This window comes from Pedobacter sp. HDW13, from assembly GCF_011303555.1.
Classification (GTDB): domain Bacteria; phylum Bacteroidota; class Bacteroidia; order Sphingobacteriales; family Sphingobacteriaceae; genus Pedobacter.
In genome coordinates this window covers 2,605,422-2,629,149 of the sequence record NZ_CP049868.1, presented here as the reverse complement: position 1 = coordinate 2,629,149, position 23,728 = coordinate 2,605,422, and the positions used below count along the sequence as shown (strand labels likewise).

Annotated in this window: 19 protein-coding genes; 13 read left to right on the top strand and 6 right to left on the bottom strand. The window is 40.4% G+C overall.

The annotated features are described in order from the left end of the window. Positions 1 to 19 precede the first annotated feature (19 nt). The 3 genes from G7074_RS11115 (at position 20) to G7074_RS11105 (ending at position 8,561) form a co-directional block, all read left to right on the top strand. Entirely contained in the window at positions 20 to 3,196 is a 3,177-nt protein-coding gene (locus tag G7074_RS11115; RefSeq protein ID WP_124558120.1) for an efflux RND transporter permease subunit, read from the top strand. A gap of 10 nt (positions 3,197 to 3,206) precedes the next feature. Then, positions 3,207 to 4,607, top strand: coding sequence for an efflux transporter outer membrane subunit (locus G7074_RS11110; RefSeq protein WP_166208405.1), 1,401 nt, complete (start codon positions 3,207 to 3,209; stop codon positions 4,605 to 4,607). A 420-nt stretch (positions 4,608 to 5,027) separates the two neighbouring features. Next, positions 5,028 to 8,561 (top strand): gliding motility-associated C-terminal domain-containing protein, encoded by a 3,534-nt coding sequence (locus tag G7074_RS11105; RefSeq protein ID WP_124558122.1) that lies wholly within the window; start codon positions 5,028 to 5,030, stop codon positions 8,559 to 8,561. Here G7074_RS11105 and G7074_RS11100 read toward each other — a convergent pair. Beyond that, a complete protein-coding gene (locus G7074_RS11100; RefSeq protein WP_166208403.1) occupies positions 8,558 to 9,568 on the bottom strand; it encodes a type IX secretion system membrane protein PorP/SprF in 1,011 nt (336 codons plus the stop codon). The two genes, G7074_RS11105 and G7074_RS11100, sit on opposite strands and share 4 nt — an antisense overlap. A 273-nt stretch (positions 9,569 to 9,841) precedes the next feature. Here G7074_RS11100 and G7074_RS11095 point away from each other — a divergent pair, with 273 nt between their 5' ends. From G7074_RS11095 to G7074_RS11080, 4 genes are all read left to right on the top strand, one after another. After that, on the top strand, positions 9,842 to 12,733 hold the full coding sequence (locus G7074_RS11095; protein WP_166208401.1) for a DEAD/DEAH box helicase: 2,892 nt from the start codon (positions 9,842 to 9,844) through the stop codon (positions 12,731 to 12,733). 320 nt (positions 12,734 to 13,053) lie between these two features. Beyond that, positions 13,054 to 13,371 (top strand): DUF2892 domain-containing protein, encoded by a 318-nt coding sequence (locus tag G7074_RS11090; protein ID WP_166208399.1) that lies wholly within the window; start codon positions 13,054 to 13,056, stop codon positions 13,369 to 13,371. A 65-nt stretch (positions 13,372 to 13,436) separates the two neighbouring features. Further along, positions 13,437 to 14,219 (top strand): DUF1080 domain-containing protein, encoded by a 783-nt coding sequence (locus G7074_RS11085; protein WP_124558126.1) that lies wholly within the window; start codon positions 13,437 to 13,439, stop codon positions 14,217 to 14,219. Positions 14,220 to 14,506: 287 nt separating this feature from the next. After that, a complete protein-coding gene (locus G7074_RS11080) occupies positions 14,507 to 15,115 on the top strand; it encodes a TMEM175 family protein (RefSeq protein ID WP_166208397.1) in 609 nt (202 codons plus the stop codon). Here the strand turns inward: G7074_RS11080 and aat are convergent. Continuing rightward, complete coding sequence (gene aat, locus G7074_RS11075) at positions 15,112 to 15,750, bottom strand: leucyl/phenylalanyl-tRNA--protein transferase (protein ID WP_124558128.1); 639 nt, start codon at positions 15,748 to 15,750, stop codon at positions 15,112 to 15,114. The two genes, G7074_RS11080 and aat, sit on opposite strands and share 4 nt — an antisense overlap. A gap of 73 nt (positions 15,751 to 15,823) precedes the next feature. Between aat and G7074_RS11070 the strand changes: the two genes are divergently transcribed. Together G7074_RS11070 and G7074_RS11065 are read left to right on the top strand one after the other, a co-directional pair. Further along, entirely contained in the window at positions 15,824 to 17,266 is a 1,443-nt protein-coding gene (locus tag G7074_RS11070) for a DUF1800 family protein (protein WP_124558129.1), read from the top strand. 96 nt (positions 17,267 to 17,362) lie between these two features. Next, on the top strand, positions 17,363 to 18,562 hold the full coding sequence (locus G7074_RS11065; RefSeq protein WP_124558130.1) for a DUF1501 domain-containing protein: 1,200 nt from the start codon (positions 17,363 to 17,365) through the stop codon (positions 18,560 to 18,562). A gap of 45 nt (positions 18,563 to 18,607) precedes the next feature. Here the strand turns inward: G7074_RS11065 and G7074_RS11060 are convergent, their stop codons facing one another. Continuing rightward, positions 18,608 to 18,961, bottom strand: coding sequence for a hypothetical protein (locus G7074_RS11060; RefSeq protein WP_124558131.1), 354 nt, complete (start codon positions 18,959 to 18,961; stop codon positions 18,608 to 18,610). Between the two features lie 80 nt (positions 18,962 to 19,041). Here G7074_RS11060 and G7074_RS11055 point away from each other — a divergent pair, with 80 nt between their 5' ends. Together G7074_RS11055 and G7074_RS11050 are read left to right on the top strand one after the other, a co-directional pair. Next, entirely contained in the window at positions 19,042 to 19,560 is a 519-nt protein-coding gene (locus tag G7074_RS11055) for a hypothetical protein (RefSeq protein ID WP_124558132.1), read from the top strand. A gap of 47 nt (positions 19,561 to 19,607) precedes the next feature. After that, entirely contained in the window at positions 19,608 to 19,976 is a 369-nt protein-coding gene (locus G7074_RS11050) for a YccF domain-containing protein (RefSeq protein ID WP_124558133.1), read from the top strand. Positions 19,977 to 20,052: 76 nt separating this feature from the next. Here G7074_RS11050 and G7074_RS11045 read toward each other — a convergent pair whose 3' ends face one another. Continuing rightward, on the bottom strand, positions 20,053 to 21,024 hold the full coding sequence (locus tag G7074_RS11045; protein ID WP_124558134.1) for an App1 family protein: 972 nt from the start codon (positions 21,022 to 21,024) through the stop codon (positions 20,053 to 20,055). A gap of 57 nt (positions 21,025 to 21,081) precedes the next feature. Here G7074_RS11045 and G7074_RS11040 point away from each other — a divergent pair, with 57 nt between their 5' ends. Further along, positions 21,082 to 21,948: a diacylglycerol kinase family protein gene (locus tag G7074_RS11040; RefSeq protein WP_124558135.1), complete on the top strand. Its 867-nt coding sequence runs from the start codon at positions 21,082 to 21,084 to the stop codon at positions 21,946 to 21,948. On the opposite strand, the gene G7074_RS11035 is transcribed toward G7074_RS11040, so the two are convergent. Continuing rightward, a complete protein-coding gene (locus tag G7074_RS11035) occupies positions 21,935 to 22,327 on the bottom strand; it encodes a hypothetical protein (protein ID WP_124558136.1) in 393 nt (130 codons plus the stop codon). The genes G7074_RS11040 and G7074_RS11035 overlap by 14 nt on opposite strands. A 61-nt stretch (positions 22,328 to 22,388) precedes the next feature. On the opposite strand from G7074_RS11035, the gene G7074_RS11030 reads away from it, so the two are divergent. Next, complete coding sequence (locus tag G7074_RS11030; protein WP_124558137.1) at positions 22,389 to 22,823, top strand: energy transducer TonB; 435 nt, start codon at positions 22,389 to 22,391, stop codon at positions 22,821 to 22,823. 7 nt (positions 22,824 to 22,830) lie between these two features. Here G7074_RS11030 and G7074_RS11025 read toward each other — a convergent pair whose 3' ends face one another. After that, a complete protein-coding gene (locus tag G7074_RS11025) occupies positions 22,831 to 23,484 on the bottom strand; it encodes an energy transducer TonB (RefSeq protein ID WP_124558138.1) in 654 nt (217 codons plus the stop codon). Between the last annotated feature and the right edge of the window lie 244 nt (positions 23,485 to 23,728).

The window sequence follows — 23,728 nt, the reverse complement described above, 5'->3', positions numbered from 1 at the left end:
AGTGTAATCCCTATTATTTATGTTTAAGAAATTTATAGACAGGCCCGTTTTATCGACAGTTATATCCATTATAATTGTAATATTAGGCGTTTTAGGCCTTGTAACTTTACCCATTTCGCAGTATCCTGAAATTGCGCCGCCAACCGTTCAGGTATCGGCTTCATACCAGGGTGCCAACGCCGATGTGGTAATGAGTAGTGTTGTTGTTCCACTCGAAGAACAAATAAATGGTGTGGAAGACATGACCTACATGACTTCGAGTGCAAGTAACGATGGTAGTGCTACCATTACCGTTAACTTTAAGCTGGGTACAAACCCCGATCTGGCGGCTGTAAACGTGCAAAACCGCGTGGCCAGGGCAACCAGCTTATTACCTGCAGAGGTAACAAGATCAGGTGTAATTACCGCTAAAAGACAGGCGAGTAACCTGCTTATTTTTGCTATTTACAGCGACGACCCATCGTACGACCAGAAGTTTTTACAGAACTACGCCAACATCAATATTATTCCTGAAATTAAAAGGATTAATGGTGTGGGTGATGCCAGTGCTTTTGGTACTTTAGATTATACCATGCGAATTTGGCTTAAGCCTGATGTAATGGCGGTTTATGGCCTGGTTCCGAATGATGTGAATGTAGCCCTTGCCGAGCAGAACATCGAGGCCGCACCAGGTCAGTTTGGTGAACAAGGCGGACAAGCATTCCAATATACTTTAAAATATAGCGGTCGTTTAAAAACCGAAACCGAGTTTAGCAATATTATAATAAAAGCTAATCCAAACGGACAGATTTTACGATTAAAAGATGTAGCTAGAATAGAACTTGGTGCACAAAGTTATGCCAGTTATGTAAAATTTAATGGTAAACCTGCATTGGGTATTGCCATTAGCCAAACCGCTGGTTCAAATGCGAAAGAAGTAATTGACAATTCGATTAAAACTTTAGATAAAGCTGCGCTTTCTTTCCCTAAGGGTGTTCACTATGAAACGGTTGTTAACGTAAACAACTTCCTCGATGCTTCAATCGAAAAGGTAATCCATACACTGATTGAGGCCTTTATCCTGGTGTTCCTGGTGGTGTTTATCTTCTTACAGGATTTCCGTTCAACGCTGATTCCGGCAATTAGTGTTCCGGTGGCAATTATCGGTACCTTCTTCTTTTTAAGTTTATTTGGTTTTACCATTAACTTATTAACCTTGTTTGCCCTCGTACTGGCCATTGGTATTGTGGTAGATGATGCCATTGTAGTGGTTGAGGCGGTACACGCTAAACTCGATGCAGGTTATACCGATGCCAAGAAAGCAACCAAAGATGCTATGGACGATATCAGCGGAGCCATCATTTCTATTACGTTGGTAATGGCGGCGGTATTTATCCCGGTAAGTTTTATCCAGGGTTCATCGGGTGTATTTTATAAACAATTTGGCTTAACACTGGCCATATCCATCATTTTGTCGGCCATTAACGCATTAACTTTAAGTCCGGCGTTATGTGCCATATTTTTAAAGCCGCACAAAGATGACCACGGAAAAAGCAAAAACTTTTTACAGCGTTTTTATGACGCTTTTAACACCTCATTTGATGCCGTAACGCATAAATATAAACGTTCGGTAGGCTTTTTAGGTAGAAAAAGATGGTTAGCTGGTTTAGGCATTGCAGTTTTTGCTGTGGTACTGGTTTGGATCATGAATACCACGCCTAAAGGATTCGTACCTAACGAAGATTTGGGAACTGTTTTCTCTGATATTTCTTTACCACCATCAACTTCGCAGGAAGAAACTGATAAAATCATTGTTAAAATAAATGATATTGTAAGTAAAGTACCAGAAGTTGAAGCGACTTTCAGGGTAGTTGGCCGGAGTTTAATTAGTGGTTCGGGCAGCTCTTACGGTATGGTTATCGCGAGGCTTAAACCGTGGGATCAGCGTAAAAGAGATGTTAAGGCCATTATTGGTGAATTATTTGCTAAAGCTGCCGGCATTAAAGGTGCAAAAGTAATTTTCTTTGCCCCGCCAACCATCCAGGGCTTTGGTACAGGTGGTGGTTTCGAATTTCAACTGCAGGATAAAACTGGTGGCGATATTAAGAAATTCAACGAAGTAGGTAATGCATTTTTAGGAGCCTTGAGTAAACGTCCGGAAATCCAGTACGCATCAACTTCCTTTAACCCTAATTTCCCGCAATATCAAATTGATGTTAATGTAGCAAAAATTAAACAGGCAGGCTTAACTGTTAGCGATGTACTGGGCGTTTTACAAGGCTATTACGGTGGGGTTTACGCTTCTAACTTTAATAAATTTGGTAAGCAGTACCGGGTAATGTTCCAAGCCGATGCCAAGTATCGCGCTAACCAGCAAAGCTTAACCAGCATTTACGTGCGCAACTCGAGCGGCACCATGGCTCCGGTATCTGAGTTTATTACTTTAGAGCGGGTGTATGGGCCACAGGCCATTTCACGTTTCAACTTGTACACTTCAATTGCGGTTACAGGTAACCCAAATGCCGGTTACAGTTCTGGCGATGCCATCAAGGCGATACAGGAAGAAGCGGCTATCCACCTTCCAACAGGATACGGATATGAGTTCTCAGGTTTATCACGTGAGGAGGTAAGCAGCGGCAGTCAGACCATTTTCATCTTCCTTCTTTGTGTAATCTTCGTTTACTTCCTGCTTTCGGCACAATACGAGAGTTACATTTTACCTTTGGCCGTATTATTTTCACTGCCAATCGGTTTAGCAGGGGTATTCATGTTCGATAAGATTTTTGGTATCGACAATAACATCTACACTCAAATTACCCTGATTATGCTGGTGGGCTTACTGGCCAAAAATGCCATTCTGATTGTAGAATATGCGGTAGACCGAAGGCGGAAAGGCATGAGCATTACCAACGCGGCTATTGATGGTGCTACTGCACGTTTACGCCCAATCTTAATGACATCATTTGCCTTTATTTTAGGTTTATTACCTTTAATGTTATCATCAGGTGTTGGTGCAGCTGGTAATAAATCAATTGGTACAGGAGCTGTTGGGGGAATGTTAATCGGTACTATATTCGGAGTATTTGTTATTCCTGCACTGTTTATTGTTTTCCAGACTTTGCAAGAAAAAATAAGTAACAAATCTCCCTTTGATGAAGGCATTGACCGCGAACAAACAGAAGAAGAGTACGAGTTAGCGGTTAACAGTCCACATTAATTTTAAAAACATGAAACTTACATATAAGCATTCTATTTTAACCGGTATAGTCATCTTAAGCCTTAGTGGCTGCGTAACTAAAAAGTACGAGCGCCCGCAGCTGAAAAGTGAGAGTTTATACCGCGAGAACAATACGACAGACACGACCACTATTGCTGCTTTGCAATGGAAACAACTGTTTTCGGATACCACTTTGCAATCGCTGATTAAACAAGGGATAAATGAAAATTTAGATCTGAAACAAGCCATTGAAAGGATTAAAATTGCCGAGGCAACCTTACAGCAAAGTCGGGCGGCATTTTTACCAAGCTTACAGGCCGATGTAAATGTAACTGACAATAAACAATCGCAGGCGTCATTAAACTTTCCAGCAGGGATTAACATCAATCTGGAAACCCAAACGTATAAAGCACAGCTAAGTACTGCCTGGGAAGCCGATATATGGGGCAAATTAAGCAGTGCCAAACGTGCCGCCTATGCTACCTTATTGCAGAGCGATGCCGCTAAAAGGGCCGTTCAAACCCAGTTAATTGCCACAATTGCCAATAACTATTATACTTTGCTGGCGCTGGATAAGCAACTTGCCATTACCGAGGAAACCATTAAAGTGAGAACTAAGGATGTGGAAACCATGAAAGAGCTTAAACAAGGCGCGGTAGTAAATGGTGCTGCTGTGGTACAAAGCGAGGCCAATTTATACGCTGCACAGGTTACGCTGCCTGATTTAAAAAGAAGCATTAAAGAGGCCGAAAATGCATTGAGCGTTGTACTTGGCAAAGCACCAAATGCGATTAACCGTACGACCTTAGATCAGCAAACACCTTACGCCGATTTAAAAACCGGTGTTTCGGCACAATTGCTGCAGAACCGCCCGGATGTAATTGCAGCGGAGTTTGGTTTCCGCTCAGCTTTTGAAAATACGAATGTGGCTAAAACTTATTTTTATCCGGCTTTAACCATAACTGCTGCCGGTGGTTTATCAAGTTTACAATTGCAGGATTTCTTCAGTAAATCTATTTTCTACAATTTAATAGGAGGTTTAACCCAGCCCATTTTTGCAAAAGGTGCCAATAAAGCCCGCTTAAAAACAGCGCAGGCAAATCAGCAAATTGCTTTTTATGCCTTTCAGCAAACTCTTTTAACTGGTGGGCAGGAAGTATCGAACGCTTTATTTGCTTACCAAACAGCAGCTGAAAAAGAAACCACAAGGGCAAAACAAATTGCCTCGTTAACTAAAGCAGTAGATTTTACAAAGGAGTTGCTGCGTTATAGCTCAGCCACCAACTATACTGATGTGTTAACTTCTGAACAAAGTTTGTTAACAGCACAGTTAAGCGGCATTAACGATAAATTGCAAAAACTACAATCGGTAGTTAATTTATACCGTGCATTGGGCGGTGGCTGGAAATAAGCTACAAGTCAATGTAAAAGAAAGGCATTCTGATTTTTCAGGATGCCTTTCTTGTTTGGAATAACTTAAGAAAGCGCTATTTGTATTTCCCGCAGATAACGCAGAAAAAGGCACAGATTTAAGTCGGAATATTTATGCGCCCAGTTATCGTTCCAGTTTGTAACGCGGATGCAAGAGACGCACATTAAGGTGTTTGTAAAAGTGATAAAATCGTCTTTCCCAACGATCTTCGTTACAAACGAGGTCCATATTAATCATGTTTTATCTGCAACTTTAATCCCTTAAATCTGCGGGAAAAATCTTTTCTCTCTCACAAAACGAAGATTAATGCTTTAAGCAAAGAAAAAATAACCTGGTTTTTTAACTAAAACGCTAGCCACTAAACAGTTTATTTGTATTTTGGCGCTACCAAACAATTTTATGCGCCTCTCTAAACTTTTAGCCCTATTTGCCGGCTTATTTTTCTTCCAGAATATTTACGCCCAAACTTATGTGGTAACCAGCAATGCCGATAGCGGTCCGGGTACCCTGCGCGAAGGCCTAACACAAGCTGCCGTAGCCAACAGGACTTCTACTTTTACCATTAATTTTAATTTACCAGGCACCCCAACAGATAACGCTAACCGTACCATCAGGTTGCGCACAGCACTTCCGGTAGTTTCGTCAAATGTGGTAATCGATGGAACCTCACAAGCTGCATGGCCTGCCCTTGGGGTTTCGGGCGCGAAAGTAATTTTAGAGCCTGAGTATACCAATACCACTTTTTCAGGTTTGGTTATTGGGCAATCATCAAGTACAAATGTACCCACCAGCGGAGTAGAAGTATATGGTTTGTATATCCGTAATTTTGCTACCATTACCAATTTGCAAAATGTAAACACTGCGCAGGGTTCAGGAATTATTGTCGATTACCGTGCAAGTAATATCATTATTGGCGCAGCCGGAAAGGGGAACGTAATTGGCGGTAACATTTACGGAATCCTGATTCAGAATAACTATTTCTTTACTACAGTAGCAGCAACCAAAATTAAAATCCAGTCGAATTTAATCGGAATAATTTACGATGGAATTACTCCCAATACCAACGTAACCGGTATTTCGGCCAATTTATACGATTGTGCATTGGATGTTGGCGGTGATAATGTAGGCGAAGGCAACGTAATTGCCGCAAACCGCATTAATGTAGATATTACCCGTTCATCGTACTCCAGCAGTGCCAGATTTGATATCAATGTTATCAACAATAAAATTGGTGTCGACTATACCGGTAAAAAGGATTTTCATGAGCTCCCGTTATTTCTTTCCTCTTCAGCTTTAGAAATTTCGGGATTAAAAGTTAATGCGGTAAATAGTGCTCTTTATGTACGTAATAACATCATTGGCGGTAACCGGACGACAGGCGTTTCGATAACCAATTCCGACTTTATATTAACCGGCAACGCCATTGGTACCGATGCTGCCGGAACAGTAGTACTGGGAAATGGCATGGGGGTAAAATTAGAAGCAGGTGCCAGCGGAATCGTGGGCGGTGCAACTCCTGCTGAAGCAAACTTAATTGCTAATAATAACTTCGGATTGGAAACAGTATCAGCCAAACCAGTAAAAGTTACCCGCAACAGTTTCTTTTGCAACAAGAATTTTGGGATCGGAAAAACCCTGACCATCCTTCAACCTTATATTCAAATCTTGAAAAAACGCAGCGATTATGTTTCGGGCCGGGCTACTCCAAACTCAGAAGTAGAGTTGTTTTATACCATAAACTGTCAGGGCATTTGCGAGGGTAAAACTTATATTGCAACAGTACAAGCTGGTAGTGATGGTCGTTGGGAATACAACGGCGCGCTAAGCGGAATGGTTACAGCAACCGCCAGTTTGTTAAATGCTACAACCTCTCCATTTTCAACCGCTGAGCTGTTACCCAACGAAGCCATAGTAGAACCGGTAACCTGCAGTGCCAACGGATCAATCACTATCCCCGAACCACGGGAGGGTTTCACCTTTAGCTGGGTAAAAATAGAAACAGATGGTAGCCGCGTGTCAAAAGGTAATACACAAAGTATTTCGAACCTGGACGTAGGCACTTATGAAGTAACTGTTGATGATGGCTGTAAACCATTTCCAACAGTATTCATCATTAAAGACCAAAAGTTAACCAAACCTACCATTTTACCTATAAACCCCGTTTGCGGTCAAACGTCTTTTACCTTTACCGCTGAGGTTTTAAGAGGAAAAGGAGTTTTAAAATACGAGTGGATCAATACCGCTACAAATGCTGTTGTAAGCAGAAGCAACCCGGCAAGTTTACCCGAAGGTACTTATTCGGTAAAAGTATCAGATGAAGCAAGTTGTACCCTTTCTTCTGATCCTATTATAGTGAAAAGAAAGCCTAAAATCATTATTGCGAGTACTATACCACCAAAACACGCCACCTGTGGTAGCTTGAATGGTGCCATTACAGGCTTAAAAATTACCGATTTCACTGGCACTGTTACTTATAAATGGTACAAACCCGACCCAATAACCGGAGCATTGGGTGATGTAATTGCTGCAACGCTCGATTTGCAAAACGTAGAAGGAGGAAATTATACCATTGTGGTATCCGATGAAGGTGAATGTCCGGCTACTACTGCATCCTTTTTTATCATTACCGATAATACCATTCAAATCAGCGATGCCTCAATCAGAAAGAATGTGACTTGTAACAGTGATAATGGAGCGATAGGAGGAATTAACCTAACTGATGCTGATGGCTATGAATGGATTGGACCAGATGGAATAACCGTAAAAAAAGGAACATATTCTGCAGGAACATCATTATTAATTGAAAATCTAAAACCAGGCTCATATAGGTTATGGGCAAGCAACAGCAAATCCAGTTGCCCGCGTGTACCTAGAGATTTTGTCGTAACAGCTATTGCTCCGCCAGTGTATAACTTTTCTCACCGGGAATCGCCAACAACCTGCGGACAGACTAATGGAACTATCGACCTGGATTTTAGCTCTGCACTGCCATATAGATATGAATGGAAAGATGAAGCTGGCAACATTGTATTAAGTACTAAAACAGTCAATTCTATATCACTCAAAAACTTACCAGGCGGCGTTTATACCATGTACGCTTATGATATTAATAACTGTGCACCCTTTATTATCGGCCCTTACACCATAGAAGTTACTCCTCTCCTTACCATTGTACCAAACACCGGAAAACCAGTTAAAGATGGCTGTTCTTTACAAAGGGGCTCGGTTACCGGTGTACAGGTAATTGGCGGTGTACCAGGTTACGACTTTAAGTGGATTAACGAAGCAGGAGAAGCTGTTCAGTTTACACAAGACTTAACGAATATTGGTGCGGGCACATACCGCTTAACAGTAAAGGATAAAACAAGCTGCGGTTACGCCATCAGTGAGCCTTTTACCATTGTTGATGAACCCTTTAAAATTCTTGCTCCGGTGATAAACGACCTGCGTGTTTGTTATGTTTCGGACATAACTTTGCCGGTAATTGCTCCCGAAGAAGGAACTTATCAGTTATTTGAAAGAATAGACGATAGCAAACCATTTTTAGAAAGTACAAAAGGTATTTTCAATTTCAAAGTTGCCAAAACAGCCGATTATTTTGTACGCAGAAAACTGGGCTCCTGCACCAGCGAGCTTACCAAAGTGCATGTGGAAGTAACACACGATAACTTAGAAATTACCAATACCATAACCCCAAATGGAGATGGCATGAATGATGTTTGGCAGGTACGGGGCTTACCAGATTTTAAAGGCACCAATATTAAGATCTACACACGTGGTGGTCAGCTCGTTTACGAATCTATCGGTAACTATACCAAACCTTTCGATGGCAGGTTCAGGGATAAGGAATTACCAGCCGGCGTTTATTATTATGTGATCGATTTAAGGGCCGAATGTAAACCACTTGGTGGCAGCATTACGCTTTTACGTTAAAACTGCCTGCTTGGGCATGCTACCTGATAACGGTTATTGAGTAGTATGCCCAGCACAATTTCGTGGGTACCGTTATTCACTGAGCGTAATCCCGAAGTATTTACATCATAAGAATAACTGAGGTTAACCAGCGACGCAATATTGAAACCAGCCAAAAGCGAAAAGGAGTCGTTATTACGGAAACTCGTTCCTACCCAAAATTTATCTTTATAGGCAAATTTTAAATTGGCATCAAAAGTAGCCGGTGCATTGGCCCAATAGCTAATCAGCACCGATGGGATCATTGCGATATCTTCATCTAAGAATATTTTGTAACCTGCCGTTCCGTAAAAAGTTGCCGATTGGTACGGACTGCTTTTCACCTGATTGTTTACTACACTGTTTTTATTCCCGATTAATTGCTTGGCCGAAACGCCTGCAAAAAACCTGGGACTATACAACCATAAACCTGCGCCAATATCAGGTCTGATTTTGTTATTATAATCTGCAGAAAACAATGGATCGCTTGATTCGTCGGCTACAATTCCGCGTACATCTACACTGATTGATTTAAAACCGCCTGATAAACCTAATGATAAGTTGATCTCATTGGTAAGCCCCAGGTGGTAGGCATAGGTTACATTCACATTGGTTTGCCTGATCAAGCCCGCCTTATCCGTCATGGCTACCAAACCAATGCCATGGTGCGGCTCCGCTGCAGTATAGTTGTTTACATAACTCCTGCTCATCGGATTTTCGCCATTACCAGCAAATGAGTTTACATTGCTCCTTACAAAATCTTCTCCAATAGCTGTACTTAACGACAGGTATTGTGTACTTGGCGATCCTTCCAAACCACTCCACTGTTTACGCAGACCAATTTTTAAGTCGGTATAATTATCAATACCTGCCAAAGCCGGGTTAAGCAGAATGTTATTAAAAATATATTGTGTACTTCTTGGAATTTCTTGCGCATAGCTACAAAAGCACAGGCAGATAAACAGAGAGAGCGGGTAAAAAAATTTCATTTGGTTTGGTCGTGCGTTAAGCTTAACGGTCTTTAACAAACCGTTATACGAGTGCTAAGATAATAAGTTGTAACCAATTATAAAGGATTAATGTTTATGCAGTTTTTACGCTAACTTAATTTAAGTATTTAGTTAAATTATTGCCCTTCAATTGTTCCTCAAGAAAATTGATTTTTTTGTTTCAAAAACCATCAGTTCTTTTGATGTAACCCCAAAATATTGTAAGTTTAAAGTTTTTTAAGCGCTTAGCTTGCAAAAATTTTAATCCCATCAATGTTACGTGTCGATAGTTCCAAAGCCTGTAAAATAGTGTACTCTTTGTGCAAGCATGAGTATTTGGGCTATTTAATTGAACCACACATCGTTCAGCTAAATCCGCAAGGCGATTTCTCTTTTACATACCAGCGAATCTTTACCCATACGGCCGAAGAATTCAATAGTTATTTAAGCGATATTGATTATAAACTGATCAGAATATTGGACGACATTGAGCAGGATTCAATTATCAAAAAGTATTATAAAAAACTAATAAGGCCAACCGAGTTTTTCACCAAAGTTTTCGACGATAAATTTTATGAAAATGTACGTCCGAAAATAGAGAAGAAACTGGCTGAGGCTTTAGAAATACTGAAAACCAAAAACGAACTTTATGTAATGGATAAAGATGGCTGGCCGGTTGAGCGTAAAATCGAACTCGCTGCCGAACCCGCTTCTATCCTTTTTCACTTCCGCAGAAACGAAACCGAAACGCGCTACTTCCCTACCATTAAGTACCAGAACCTGCGCATCGAGTTTATGTTTAAAGAAGCGCAAATCATTAGCAACAAACCTGCCTGGTTATTGCTTAACGATGTTTTGTACTTTTTTGATCAGGATATTGAAGGCAAAAAATTACAGCCGTTTTTGAACAAACGCTATATTGCCATTCCCAAAACCACCGAGGCTACCTATTTCGAAAAATTTGTTGCTCCTTTAATCGAGAAGCACCATGTTTATGCCGAAGGTTTCGAAATCAGAACCGAACAGTTCGAAGCGATCCCGGTAATTAAGGTACTGTATGTAGATGGTGGCCTTTCGCAAATCCAGCTGTACTTTAAGTATGGCGAGTATACTTTCCCGGTAGAAAATGCGCATAAAGTAACCGTTCGACTGGAAAAAACGGCCGATAATTATATTTTTCACCGCATTAAACGTTCGGCAGACTGGGAGAAAAAACAATTCAACCTGCTTTTATCGCTCGGACTAAAAAAAACGAGTTCATTATTCAGTAACCTGGAAGTAATTTCGGGAGAAGAAAACCCAAGTTACGCTGCCATTAACTGGGTGAATGAGCATATTGAAATATTACAGGCTTCGGGTTTTGAGATTGAACAAGCTACTGGACAGAAGAAATTTGTGTTTGGGGTTAGCAAAATAGACCTCGAGGTTAAAGAAGAAAACGATTGGTTCGATATTAATGCCGTGGTTTGGTTTGGCAAATATCAGATCCCTTTTCTTTCTTTAAAACAACATATCCTCCATAAAAAACGCGAATTCTTATTGCCCGATGGCGAAGTGGCCATTATCCCGGATAAATGGTTTACGCAATATGGCAGTTTATTCAGTTTGGCAGAAACCGGCAAAAGCTTAAAGTTAAAGAAGCATCACATTGGCTTAATTAACGATCTGGCCGAAGATAGTTTGGCCAACGTAACCCTCGAGCGTAAGCTCCAACGTTTATCCGACTTTGAAGATATCGCCGATACGCAAATGCCTGCTCATTTTAAGGGAAGTTTGCGCGATTACCAGAAGGCGGGCTACAACTGGTTTAGCTTTTTACGCGAGTATAACTTTGGCGGTTGCCTGGCCGATGATATGGGTTTGGGTAAAACCATCCAAACTTTGGCCATGCTGCAAAAAGTAAAGGAAGATGATCAGTTGCAGGGCATCCAAACATCCTCGCTCATTATTATGCCAACCTCTTTAATTTACAACTGGTTAACGGAGGCCAAAAAGTTCACACCAAAACTTAAAATACTGGCGCATACCGGCACCAACCGTAATAAAGATGTGGCCAATTTTGCTAATTACGATATTGTGATTACCACTTATGGTGTCACGCGGGTAGATGTTGATGAATTGAAGAACTTTTACTTCAACTACGTAATATTAGACGAGAGTCAGAACATTAAAAACCCTGCTTCCAAATCGTTTAAAGCAGTTAGGAGCCTCAAATCGAAACACCGTTTAATTTTGAGTGGTACGCCGGTAGAGAATTCGGTAAGCGATTTATGGTCGCAGTTAACCTTTTTAAATCCGGGTTTATTAGGCACGCAGGCTTTCTTTTTTGAAGAATATGTGCAGGCTATAGAGAAGAAAAAAGACGAAGAAAAAGCCCGCAAACTGCAAACCATAATCAAACCTTTTGTACTGCGCAGAACGAAAGAACAGGTAGCAGCAGAGTTGCCACCCAAAACCGAGCAGGTTATTTACTGCGACATGAGCGAAGACCAGGCGGCATATTACGAAAAAACCAAATCGGCCTACCGGAACGATCTGTTGCAAAGTATGGATGATGGAACATTTGCCCAGAAACATGTTCAGCTTTTACAGGGTTTAACCGCTTTGCGTCAGTTGGCCAATCACCCGGTAATGATCGATGGCGAATATATGTCAGATTCAGGGAAGTTTGAAAACGTAATCCATACGCTCGATAACGTATTGAAAGGCGGTCATAAGGTTTTAGTTTTTTCTCAGTTTGTAAAGCATCTCGATATTTTCAAAAAACATTTTGAAGCCGAAAATATCCCTTTTGCTTACTTAGACGGCGCAACGCGTAACCGTGGCGAAATTGTAGCAGAATTTCAGCAAAATACCGAACTGAAAGTGTTTTTAATTTCAATAAAAGCGGGTGGTGTAGGTTTAAATTTAACGCAGGCTGATTATGTTTTTATCCTCGATCCATGGTGGAACCCAGCCGTAGAACAACAAGCCATAGACAGAACGCACCGTATCGGGCAGGATAAAAAGGTTTTCATCTACAAATTTATTGCTAAAGATACCGTTGAAGAGAAAATCCTGGCCTTGCAAAACAGGAAGAAATCATTGGCCAATTCACTCATTACTACAGAGGAGAGTTTCTTTAAATCGCTGAGTAAGGAAGATATCCGCGAGATCTTGAACTAAGACAGGTGTCATCCTGAATGTAATGAAGGATCTTTTTTTATGGGCTTGAACGGAATTCTCATTTCGGGCGGAACAGACAGCTATCAGGTGCAACGCAGTCGAGAACCACGTAAAGCTCAGCGAAGCTAAATCTAACCGTGATAGATCTCTCCATTCCGCTATCGATGAAAAATCGATGCGCTTCAGTCGAGATGATGACCAACTTAAATCCCCTTACATGCCTTAGGTGGTAAAATAATTATTGTTTAGCCTACAAATAAAATTCTTTCAAACTCAATCCGCCTTTACTTGTTATAGTGTAGAACATAAACTCTACCATCATGACAAATCAAGATTTCAACACGGCCATTACCAATGTAAAAGAAGCCTGGAAATATCCCGAACTATTTCAGAACGTGTCCAAATCAGAACGTTGGTTATCAGGAGCAACGGGCGCTTACCTCCTCTTTAAAGGCATAACCAGTGTTTTTACCCATCCTGTAATCGGATTAACAGGCGCTGCAATTGGCGCAGGGCTATTATATCGTGGCATTACAGGTTATTGCCCAATGCGCGATTTAGCAGAACAGCGAAAAGAAGATATAGCGCCAGATGAAATTACCATCAGCGAAACCTATGTTGTAGATGACCTGGGGTAAAATTTTAAATACCAAATTTCCATTTCTTAATAAACTGGTTAACTTTAAAAAGTTAAACCACAATTATGAACAAATACACACTATTATTTATTCCTGTTTTATTTGCAGGGCAAGCTATGGCACAAGATAAAAAACCAGATCCGGCCAAAGACCCTAAAACAACCGAGGTTTGGGAACCAGTTCCTAAAGTTGTTACTGCAGGTAAATTGCCACAAGATGCCCCATCAGATGCTATTATTTTATTCAACGGCCGTAATCTTGATGCCTGGCACTCGGTAAAAGATCCGTCTAAACCTGCTGCATGGACCATCGATGATGGTTTCTTCACAGTTAAAAAAGGAACCGGCAATATCGAAACCAATAAAAAATTTACCGATTACCAGTTGCACATGGAATGGAAAATTCCGGCTAATATTTCGGGAGAAGGACAGGCACGTGGAAACAGCGGTGTGTTTTTAGCTTCAACAGGCGGTGGCGATGATGGATACGAAATCCAGATTATGGATGCCTACAACAATAAAACCTATGTTAACGGACAAACGGGAAGCGTTTACAAACAGGGTATCCCTTTGGCCAACGCCAACAAAAAACCAGGCGAATGGCAATATTACGATATCATTTGGAATGCGCCACGTTTTAATGAAGACGGAACCTTACAAAAACCAGCAAGCGTTACCTTGTTCTTGAATGGCGTGCTATTGCAAAACGGCTTTGTATTAAAAGGCGAAACCCGTTATATTGGTGCGCCACAATATAAAAAACATGGCCCTGCTTCAATTAAACTGCAAGATCATGGCGACCCAAGTCCTGCAATCAGTTTCAGAAACATTTGGGTTAGAGAATTATAATTGCAACAAAACAACAATAAGGAACCTGCAGGCTAAAACTTGCAGGTTTTTGTTTTTAAACAGTTTCATCTAACCAAAGCATAGTCCTCGTTTGTAATAAGGATTAACGAGAATGGCGATTTTACCGCTTGTACGCCATAAAAAATTCACAAGTTTATCAGGTGGGTGGGGACACCCACCTGATAAATATACGGGCCGAGAAAGCCGCAGGCGAATGCTACAAGATTTTGTTTTTGTAATTAATTTGGTTGATACTTGTAGCAACTACGATTAAAGGTACATTCGTTATGAACAAAGGCAGACTAGAGGCATTTAGCGATGGTGTTATCGCCATTATCATCACCATTATGGTTTTAGAAATTAAAGTTCCCGAAAATGGCGAAACTTTAGATAGTTTAAAACCGCTGATCCCTAAATTTATCAGCTATGTTTTAAGCTTTATTTATGTGGGCATTTATTGGAACAATCATCACCATTTAATGCACACAGTAAAAAAAGTAAGTGGGCCAATGTTGTGGGCCAATCTGAATTTCTTATTCTGGCTATCCTTATTTCCGGTTGCTGCTGGTTGGATGGGTGAGCATCACTTTGCCCTTTGGCCGGTTATTATATATGGGGCAGTGCTTCTTCTGGCAGCTATTTCTTATACCCTATTGGTTATTGTAATCAAAAGAACCGAAGGCCAGCATTCGTTGGTGGTACACGCCATTGGTAACGATGCCAAAGGAAAAATATCGTTGCTTTTTTACATTGCAGGGGTTGGATTAAGTTTTATAAACCCATGGATCGGCGTTGCAATGTACTTCATAGTGGCGTGTATCTGGTTTATACCCGACAGTAGGATTGAAAATGCCATGCGTGAGCAAAATTTAATAGACAGCAATAATCAGAACTAAAATTCATTCGCCTGAAGCATTTCCATATACCTTTCACGACTGATCATTTCAGCACCAAGGGTCATTAAATGATCGTTAGGCAGCTGGCAATCAATCAGGTCTACATTATGTTCACTTAAAAAAATTAACGCCGTTTTTGAAGCATTGCTTACGTGGCTAAACATGCTTTCGCCACAAAAAACCCGGTTTACCTTTAAGCCGTATAAACCACCAACCAGTTTATCATTCTGCCAAACCTCTACACTGTGTGCATAACCTTTTTGATGCAGATTGAGGTAGGCCTGCTGCATTTCTGTCGTAATCCACGTGCCGTCCTGCCCTTTCCTTACAGTAGTAGCACAGTTTAATATCACTTCTTCAAAAGCCTGGTTAAGCGTTACCTTAAATATTCCTTGCTTCAAAACCTGCTTCATGCTTTTACTGATCTTAATCCGATCTGGGTAAATTACACAGCGCTCGTGTGGCGAATACCATAAAATAGGCTCACCTTCGCTAAACCAGGGAAAAATGCCGTTTGAATAGGCAATTAACAGCCTTTCCATGCTTAAATCGCCGCCAATAGCCAATAAACCATCTTCTTCTGCCAGGGCAGGATCGGGAAAAGCAGGATCATCAGCTAACAATTGAAAAAACATGGACGAAAATAAGAAAGAAAACAAAGATTAAACCCTTGCGTTTTAAATAAGTCATACTGTAAAATCGTTAACTATGAGCGCAAAAGATAATTTCTCCAAAGTTAAACATCTTTATAACCGTGCCGGATTCGGGATTTCATATACCGACTTACAAAAATTAAGCAAGAAAAATCTCGAAAAAACTGTTGATCGTTTGATCGAGACTTCACAGAAAGACGACCCAATAGCTTTAGTTAATGATTTCGAATCGAAACGGCAACTATTGGCACAGGCAGGATTGTACGCTAAAAAAGACCTTACCGACGAGGAAAAGAAAATGCGTCAGCAAATCGTTCGCGAGCAAAATGAGGTAAGCCGTGATCTTAATATTGCCTTTTTAACCAAAATGATTAATACAGAGGCACCATTACGAGAAAAGATGACCCTTTTTTGGCATGGGCATTTTGCCTGCCGCAGCAACAATCCTTTCTTTGCACAACAGTTAAATAATATTCAAAGGGCAAATGCCTTAGGTAGCTTTAAAACGCTTTTGGTCGAAGTATCGAAAGCACCGGCTATGTTGCAATACTTAAACAACCAGCAAAACCGGAAAGGTAAACCTAATGAAAACTTTGCACGCGAGTTGATGGAGCTTTTTACCCTGGGCAGAGGCAATTACACTGAGCAGGATATTAAAGAATCGGCTCGTTCGTTTACCGGCTGGATGTACGATAAGGATGGTTCTTTCATTTTCCGTAAGAACCTGCACGACGATGGCACCAAAACTTTCTTTGGTAAAATTGGCAACTTTGAAGGCGAAAACATTATCGATATTATTTTAGAAAAGCCCGAAACAGCACAATTTATAGCGCAGAAAGTATATAAGTTCTTTGTAAATGATTATCCTAATGATGCACACATTAAAGAACTGGCTACACATTTTTACCATTCGAAATACGACATAGGCGCCATGATGAAAAAGATGTTCACCTCCGATTGGTTTTACGCACCGGAAAATGTGGGCACAAAAATCAAATCGCCGGCCGAATTTTTAGTAGGCTTAAGTCGCGAGTTTTATGTTACCTACAACAAACCACAGGTGCTCATTCAGCTGCAAAGCAGCTTAGGTCAATATTTATTTAATCCACCCAACGTGGCAGGCTGGCCAGGCGGGCAAAGCTGGATCGACAGTTCCTCATTAATGCTCAGAATGCGCATTCCATCACTGGTTTTGAACGATGGGGAAATTGATTTTAGCGGTAAGGCCGATCCTGAAGATGAAGCTGTAATTGCATTGAGCAGAACGGCAACCAGTAACGCAAATGCCAATAACAAACCAAAATCGTATGTAAACGCAAATGCCGACTGGCCCAAATTTTTAGATACGCTGCCCAAAGGCTTAACACCGCTGGAACTTACCGAATTTCTGTTGCAGCCTAAATTAAACACCAAAATAACCTCAATGGTGAGCGATAATAAAGGTTTGCGGAGTACCGCAGTCGAAATTACCAGCATGCCCGAATATCAACTTTGTTAAAAATTGGTTAATAGTTGATGGCTTATAGTTCATTGTAGTTTTTCAAACACTAAACCATCAACCATTGATCACAAAAACCAGTAAAGAACTAACAAGATGAACAGAAGAAATTTTTTAAGAAATACAGGTTTTGTTGCTGCAGGCTCGTTATTTGTTCCGGCTTTTATGAAACCACTCGAAGCCATGGCGCTGGACGAATTAAGCCTTTACAAAAATCTTGTAGTGGTGCAGTTATCGGGCGGAAACGACGGTTTAAACACGGTTATACCTTTTGGCAACGATATTTATTACCAGAAAAGAAAAAGTATCGCCATTAAACCCGAAGAGGTAATAAAGCTCAACGACATGCAAGGCTTAAACCCCAACATGGCCGCTTTACAGGAGATTCACGATCAGGGCTGGATGACCATCATTAACGATGTGGGTTACCCTAACCCCGACCGTTCGCACTTCCGCTCAATGGATATCTGGCAAACCGGTAGCGACAGTAACCAGTTTTTATCAACCGGTTGGATTGGTCGTTATCTGGACAGCAACTGCCAGACCTGCAAATTCCCCTACACCGCCATAGAAGTAGATGATTCGCTTTCTCTGGCCATGAAAGGACAAACCAAGAAAGGAATTGCTTTAAAAGATCCCGCTGCTTTATTCCGTAACACCAACGATCCGTTTTTTAAAGCTATGCTACAGAACGATAAGGAGCATTTAGACGAAGATAATTTAGGGTATTTGTACAAAACCATGATCGAAACCTCATCTTCGGCCAGTTATATCCAAAATACCTCAAAAATTTATCAGTCTAAATCGGCGTATCCGAACAGTGGTTTTGCCAATCAGTTAAAAACGGTATCTAAATTTATTTCTTCGGGATTAAAAACCCGGGTTTATTATGTTTCGTTGAGTGGTTTTGACACCCACGTAAACCAGATTGGGCAGCAAGGCAACCTGCTTAAACAATATAGCGAAGGGATGGCAGCTTTCTTAAAAGATTTAAAATCGAACAACAAACTGGATGATACATTGGTGATTACCTTCTCTGAATTTGGTCGCCGGGTTGAGCAAAATGCAAGTAATGGTACCGACCATGGAACGGCCAACAACATGTTCGTTTTTGGCGGAAAATTAAAGAAACAGGGTATTTTTAACGCAGCCCCTAACCTGAGCGATCTGGACACGGGCGACTTAAAATACCAACTCGATTTCCGGCAGGTTTACGGCACTATTTTAGATAAATGGCTGGACGTGAACAATGCAGATATCCTTAATAAGAAGTTTAATACACTTGATTTTATATAAAAAACAATAACTATGGGCTTAAGCCCATAGCTATTGTTTTACAATTTACTTTCTTTTTAAGACGTAAACGGGCCTATTGCTATCCTTATCAATCTGCCTGGTATAGATATTAAAAAGCTCATATCCGTAGTTTTTGAGTTTATTCACCCCATCAATAGCCGAATTAAATTCCAGACGCTTGCCATTATCATCCTTAATACAAGCATCGTTCATTGCTGAAACTTTTTGGCCGTACTCGAGTTTAATCCATAATTTATCTTCAAAAGTGCTACTTACTGAAGAAAGCTCGATATAATCGGCTTTTAGTTCCGTTAATCTGATACCATTAACAGTTTGCGCCAGGGCGGAAGAAAGCGCAAAGCATACGACCGCAGCCGCAGAGATCAATAATTTTTTCATGTTGTGTTTCTTTTGTGTGTATTCTAAATTACAAAAGAATGAATTAAAAAAACCTATATTAGTTTTAATTGTTAATGCTCATGAAAAAAATCTTCCTCAGCTTAGCTGTACTCTTTTTCTATATAATATCGGCTACATATGGACAAAAGAGCAAAAACAAAGTTTACCAAACCTTTACAGCCGCCGATTCTGTCATAATTGTTAGTCATACACTAACCTACACTCAAAAAATAAGCGAGGATGATTATTCTCCCCGTTTAATCGAAAATGGAAAACTAAATCAGAAAATTATAAAGCAAACGCTGAAACTCGACAAAAAAGATATCGATTTATTAGCAAGCATTTTAATTATGCCCCTTAAAATAGGAGAAACATTTGAAAGCGGTAGGTGTTTTATGCCGCATCACGGTATTTTAATTTACAAACAAGATAAATGTTCCTTTTTCGATATCTGCTTTGACTGCAAACATTTTGTAACTTCTAATGATATTAAGCTTTCGGATAGCTTAAGAATCATTACCTGGCAAAAATTAAAAGCATTCTTTAAAAGCCGGAAACTCGATTATCAGATTCCGATGATTCATGGAAAAGAAGAGTGATCTTGTAACAAATACTTTGAAAGTAAATCTTAATCTAAAAAAATACAATGAACTTTTTAGGCAATATTATCTGGATTATTTTTGGCGGTATTTTTATTTTCTTCGAATACATTATCGGAGGACTAATCCTTTGCTTAACCATTGTAGGTATTCCTTTCGGTATTCAATGCTTTAAATTTGCCATTGTAGGCCTGGCTCCTTTTGGTGTTAAAATAACCGATACCACATCCAATACCGGTTGTCTTTCTACTATCATGAACCTGATCTGGATTTTCTGCGGAGGCTTTTGGATTGCTTTGACCCACTTGTTCTTTGGCATTTTGCTATGCATCACCATTGTAGGCATTCCATTTGGCCGCCAGCATTTTAAATTAATGAATCTGGCTTTTACCCCCTTTGGTAAATCAATTTCTTAAAGGCAACTGTTAGAAAAAGTAGAAAGTCTAACTATCGAAACAGGCTAGCACCACAATTGCTCTCCTTAAAAATTCATCAAATTAAGCCTATCAATTTGGAATGTTCAATCGCCTGCTTACTATTATTAAATAAACAGGTTTTTACATTTTTATCTTCAACCCTTTTAAGCAGCTGCAAGGTATCGAGCTCCTTTTCAGGACGAATGTTACGGATATAAACCGCTTCGATATTTTCAGGGTATTTTTCTACTATAGCGGTATAAATTTCGGGGTCCTGCTGAGAATTATCACCAAAAAACACAAACTTCTGGTTCGGGAAAGCATCCAGAATCCGCATCACCCGCAGTAGTTTAGCTTCGTGGCCGGTTTTACCAGTCCTGATTAAATCCTTCCATTTTTTTAACGTATTGAGCAAAAAAGCTCCATCGGGTAATTTATTGAATTTAAAAGTTTCGAGCAGGTAATCGTACAGGTTCCACTCGCTGCTGCTTACATAAAAAAAGGGATTGGGCTGTTGTGCTTCCGTATGTGAAAGGGCCAGTTGCTGGTAATGGCTGGCCGCATCAGGAAAAGTTTTCCGGGTATGCGGATTTTTAATAAACAGCTCCCTCAACCTCCTTCCGATGGTGGCCGAATGCGAAACCATTACAGTATCATCCACATCCGAAATAAAAGCGTATTGCGTAAGGTGCGGCACATAAACCTTTCCCTCGCCAGCGTTCAAAACTTTTCCGTTCGCATCAACCGCTTCTACTTTTACGTGGTGCCAGCCAGCCGGAATTTCCCGTTCCGCTTTCCATTCGAATTTAAAAAAGCCATCGCGCTCTGTTTTATTGTAAATGGTTTGATCAAAAAACTGTAGCCGTACATCAACAAAAGCATAAGGTTTTAAAATAAACAGCTTTAAAAGATGTACAATATTAACGACGATGTTGTTACTGTAAACCTGCCTTGTTTTGGCCTTACGTTTAAAAACATGGCCGTAAACAACCAGATTATGTGCATGCCCATAACCGTGATATACTTTTACACTAACCGATTTATTCATCGTTATTAAAACAGAGTTTATTAAAAGTTGTTTGTGATTAAAAGCATCAGCTACCCAATGAAATTACTATTCATCATAAATCCAGGCTCAGGCAGTCACGATATAAACTTAAAAGAAGTAATTTCTACCTATTTTAAAGAAAAAACTACTGAAACTGATCTTTTCGAATTGCCTAAAGATTGTTCTTTACAAAAGATTAAGCAAAAAATAAACAGTTCGCAGGCAGACCGTGTGGTGGCCGTTGGTGGCGACGGAACCCTGAAACTGGTTGCCGAATGTTTATTGAATACCGGCACCCCAATAGGCATTATCCCTGCCGGTTCTGCCAATGGCATGGCCAAAGAACTGGGCGTCCCAACCGAGGTAGAACAGGCATTAGCGATTGTGGAGGAAGGAAGGCAACAGAAAATCCATGTAGTTAAACTCAATAATGAAATCTGCATCCATTTATCCGATTTGGGTTTTAATGCCTACCTGGTTAAAAAATTTGATACACTACCTCAACGTGGTATGTGGGGTTATGCAAAAGCCACCTGGCATGCCTTATGGAACCACAGCAGAATGGACGTACAATTGAAGCTTAAAAACGAAACCATCACCTCAAAAGCAGCTATGGTGGCCATTGCCAATGCAACCAGATATGGCTCCGGATTAAAAATCAATCCTGATGGCAAACTGGATGATGAACTTTTTGAAGTGGTTTTGGTTAAGGATTACTCTTACCTGGAGATTTTAAAAATATGGATCACCAAACTTCCCTTCAACCCGAAGAAAATAGAAGTATTTCAAACTGCAGCAGTCAAAATTTCTTCTAAACACAAAGCCCATTTTCAGGTAGACGGTGAATATATTGGCCGCGTAAATACAGTTGAAGCCAACATTATACCTGCAGCCATTACCGTTATTCTACCTAACGAAATGTAGCGCGATGAATCCTGATGGTAAAATACAATCTGAAGAATTCGGCAATAAAACAGATCCGGAACAGAATATCGAACCAGCGTTCGCTGAGGTTTAACATTTCGGGCAAAAAAGTAATAAAACCAATAGAAAATACCCATACCACCAAACGGAACGGAAACTGGATATAATAGGTAATGAAGCCAAATTTCTTATTCAGGATTAAACCTGCCGCTGAGATAAATAACGAAACGAATAAGGGTAGCAGCAATACCACTTTGGCCTGCGAAAGTACCTGATCGGGAATTTCGTTTAAGTGTGTTAAAATCTGCCAAAATTGTTTGGCCAGCAAAACAATACTGATGATATCCAATAAGGCAAAAAATCGGGTGGTGTTCTTCATTGTTGGCTAAATTAATCAATTTTGTTATCTTGCTTTAGCCATTATTCAAATTCATTGCTCCATGTTCAGATTAATGTTAACGGTTTCAATTCTCGCAAGCACTGTTTTAGGTTATTTTATTAATCAGAACCCAATCACCCCTACCAACAACAAAACGGATTGCATCGGTAAAAAAGATCTTATAACAGGCAAGGTAATTTATACCAGTTATGATGTCCCCGCCACAAATGAAGGAGGCCAGGCAAAACTTTATCGCGCAATGATTAATGTAAGATTAGATTCTATTCCAAGTCGTGCATCAACCCAGTTCATGGTATCTTTTTTAGTTGATGCAGATGGCCGCATCTCCAGAGAAAGGGTAGTAAAAGATGAAGTTGGTAAAGTTGGCGAGCAGATGTTAAAGATTGCCAAATCATTTAAATGGACACCAGCAATGTGTAATGGTAAAAAAGTGGCCACAATAACCACGCTTTCCTCACGGATTTGTTTACTGTAGCTAGCTATTACTTACAGTATTTGGCCAGATAGTCATCCGCCTTTTTGCTCCCCATGTATTTAACAAAAAGAAAGTCTTCGCAGGCCCCTTGCTTATCGCCTTGTTTTATCTTTTTTAAACCCATTTTAATGCGGTCGTCGAGATATTCATCGTCAATGCCTAATTGGCTTTTAATCGCCATAATCTGGATTTCCTGTCCCGGCTTGGCCTGATCGATATTTTTATAGAAATTGATAACCGAATTGGTTAAACCTTCTTCAGCCTGATAATTGCGAATGGCTTCCTGAATATCTTCATTTGATTTACCTTCGCAATTGTAGCCTGAAAGCCTGAAATTAACTGGCGCAACAATCGAAACGGTCGTATCATAACCTGCAGGCACCTGCCATTTGCCACTGCTTAATCGCACCAAGCGTAAGGCCTCTTCATCCAAATCGGACAGGATTCCTTTACTTATTTTCGAAAAATATACTTTCCCTTTCTCATCCAGTTTAAAACTTACATTCACAGTTCCCTGAATGCAGTTGTCTTTCGAAAATTGCGGATAAATAGTATTATCTCTCAGGAAATTGGTGAAACCGCTTTTACCCGATTTAAATTGCACCTGGGCCATGCCCAACGAACAGCAGAAAAACAAGCAAATAATGAACAGGTATTTCATAAGACTAATTTACTAAAAAAAGCTGAAAGCATGAGACGGACTTAGTTTATACAGCAAGGCTAATATTAACCACCGAGGCACAGAAAACACAGAAGTATAAGCGCCCATGAAAATAAGAGCAGCCTGCTGGCAAGACATAAGATCAACAATCCATGCCTTCCGTGAATCCGTGGCCAGAAACATAGATTTCTCTGCTAGGCTCGAAATGACGATTGCCTAAAAACCGCTCTGTGTGCTCAGTGCC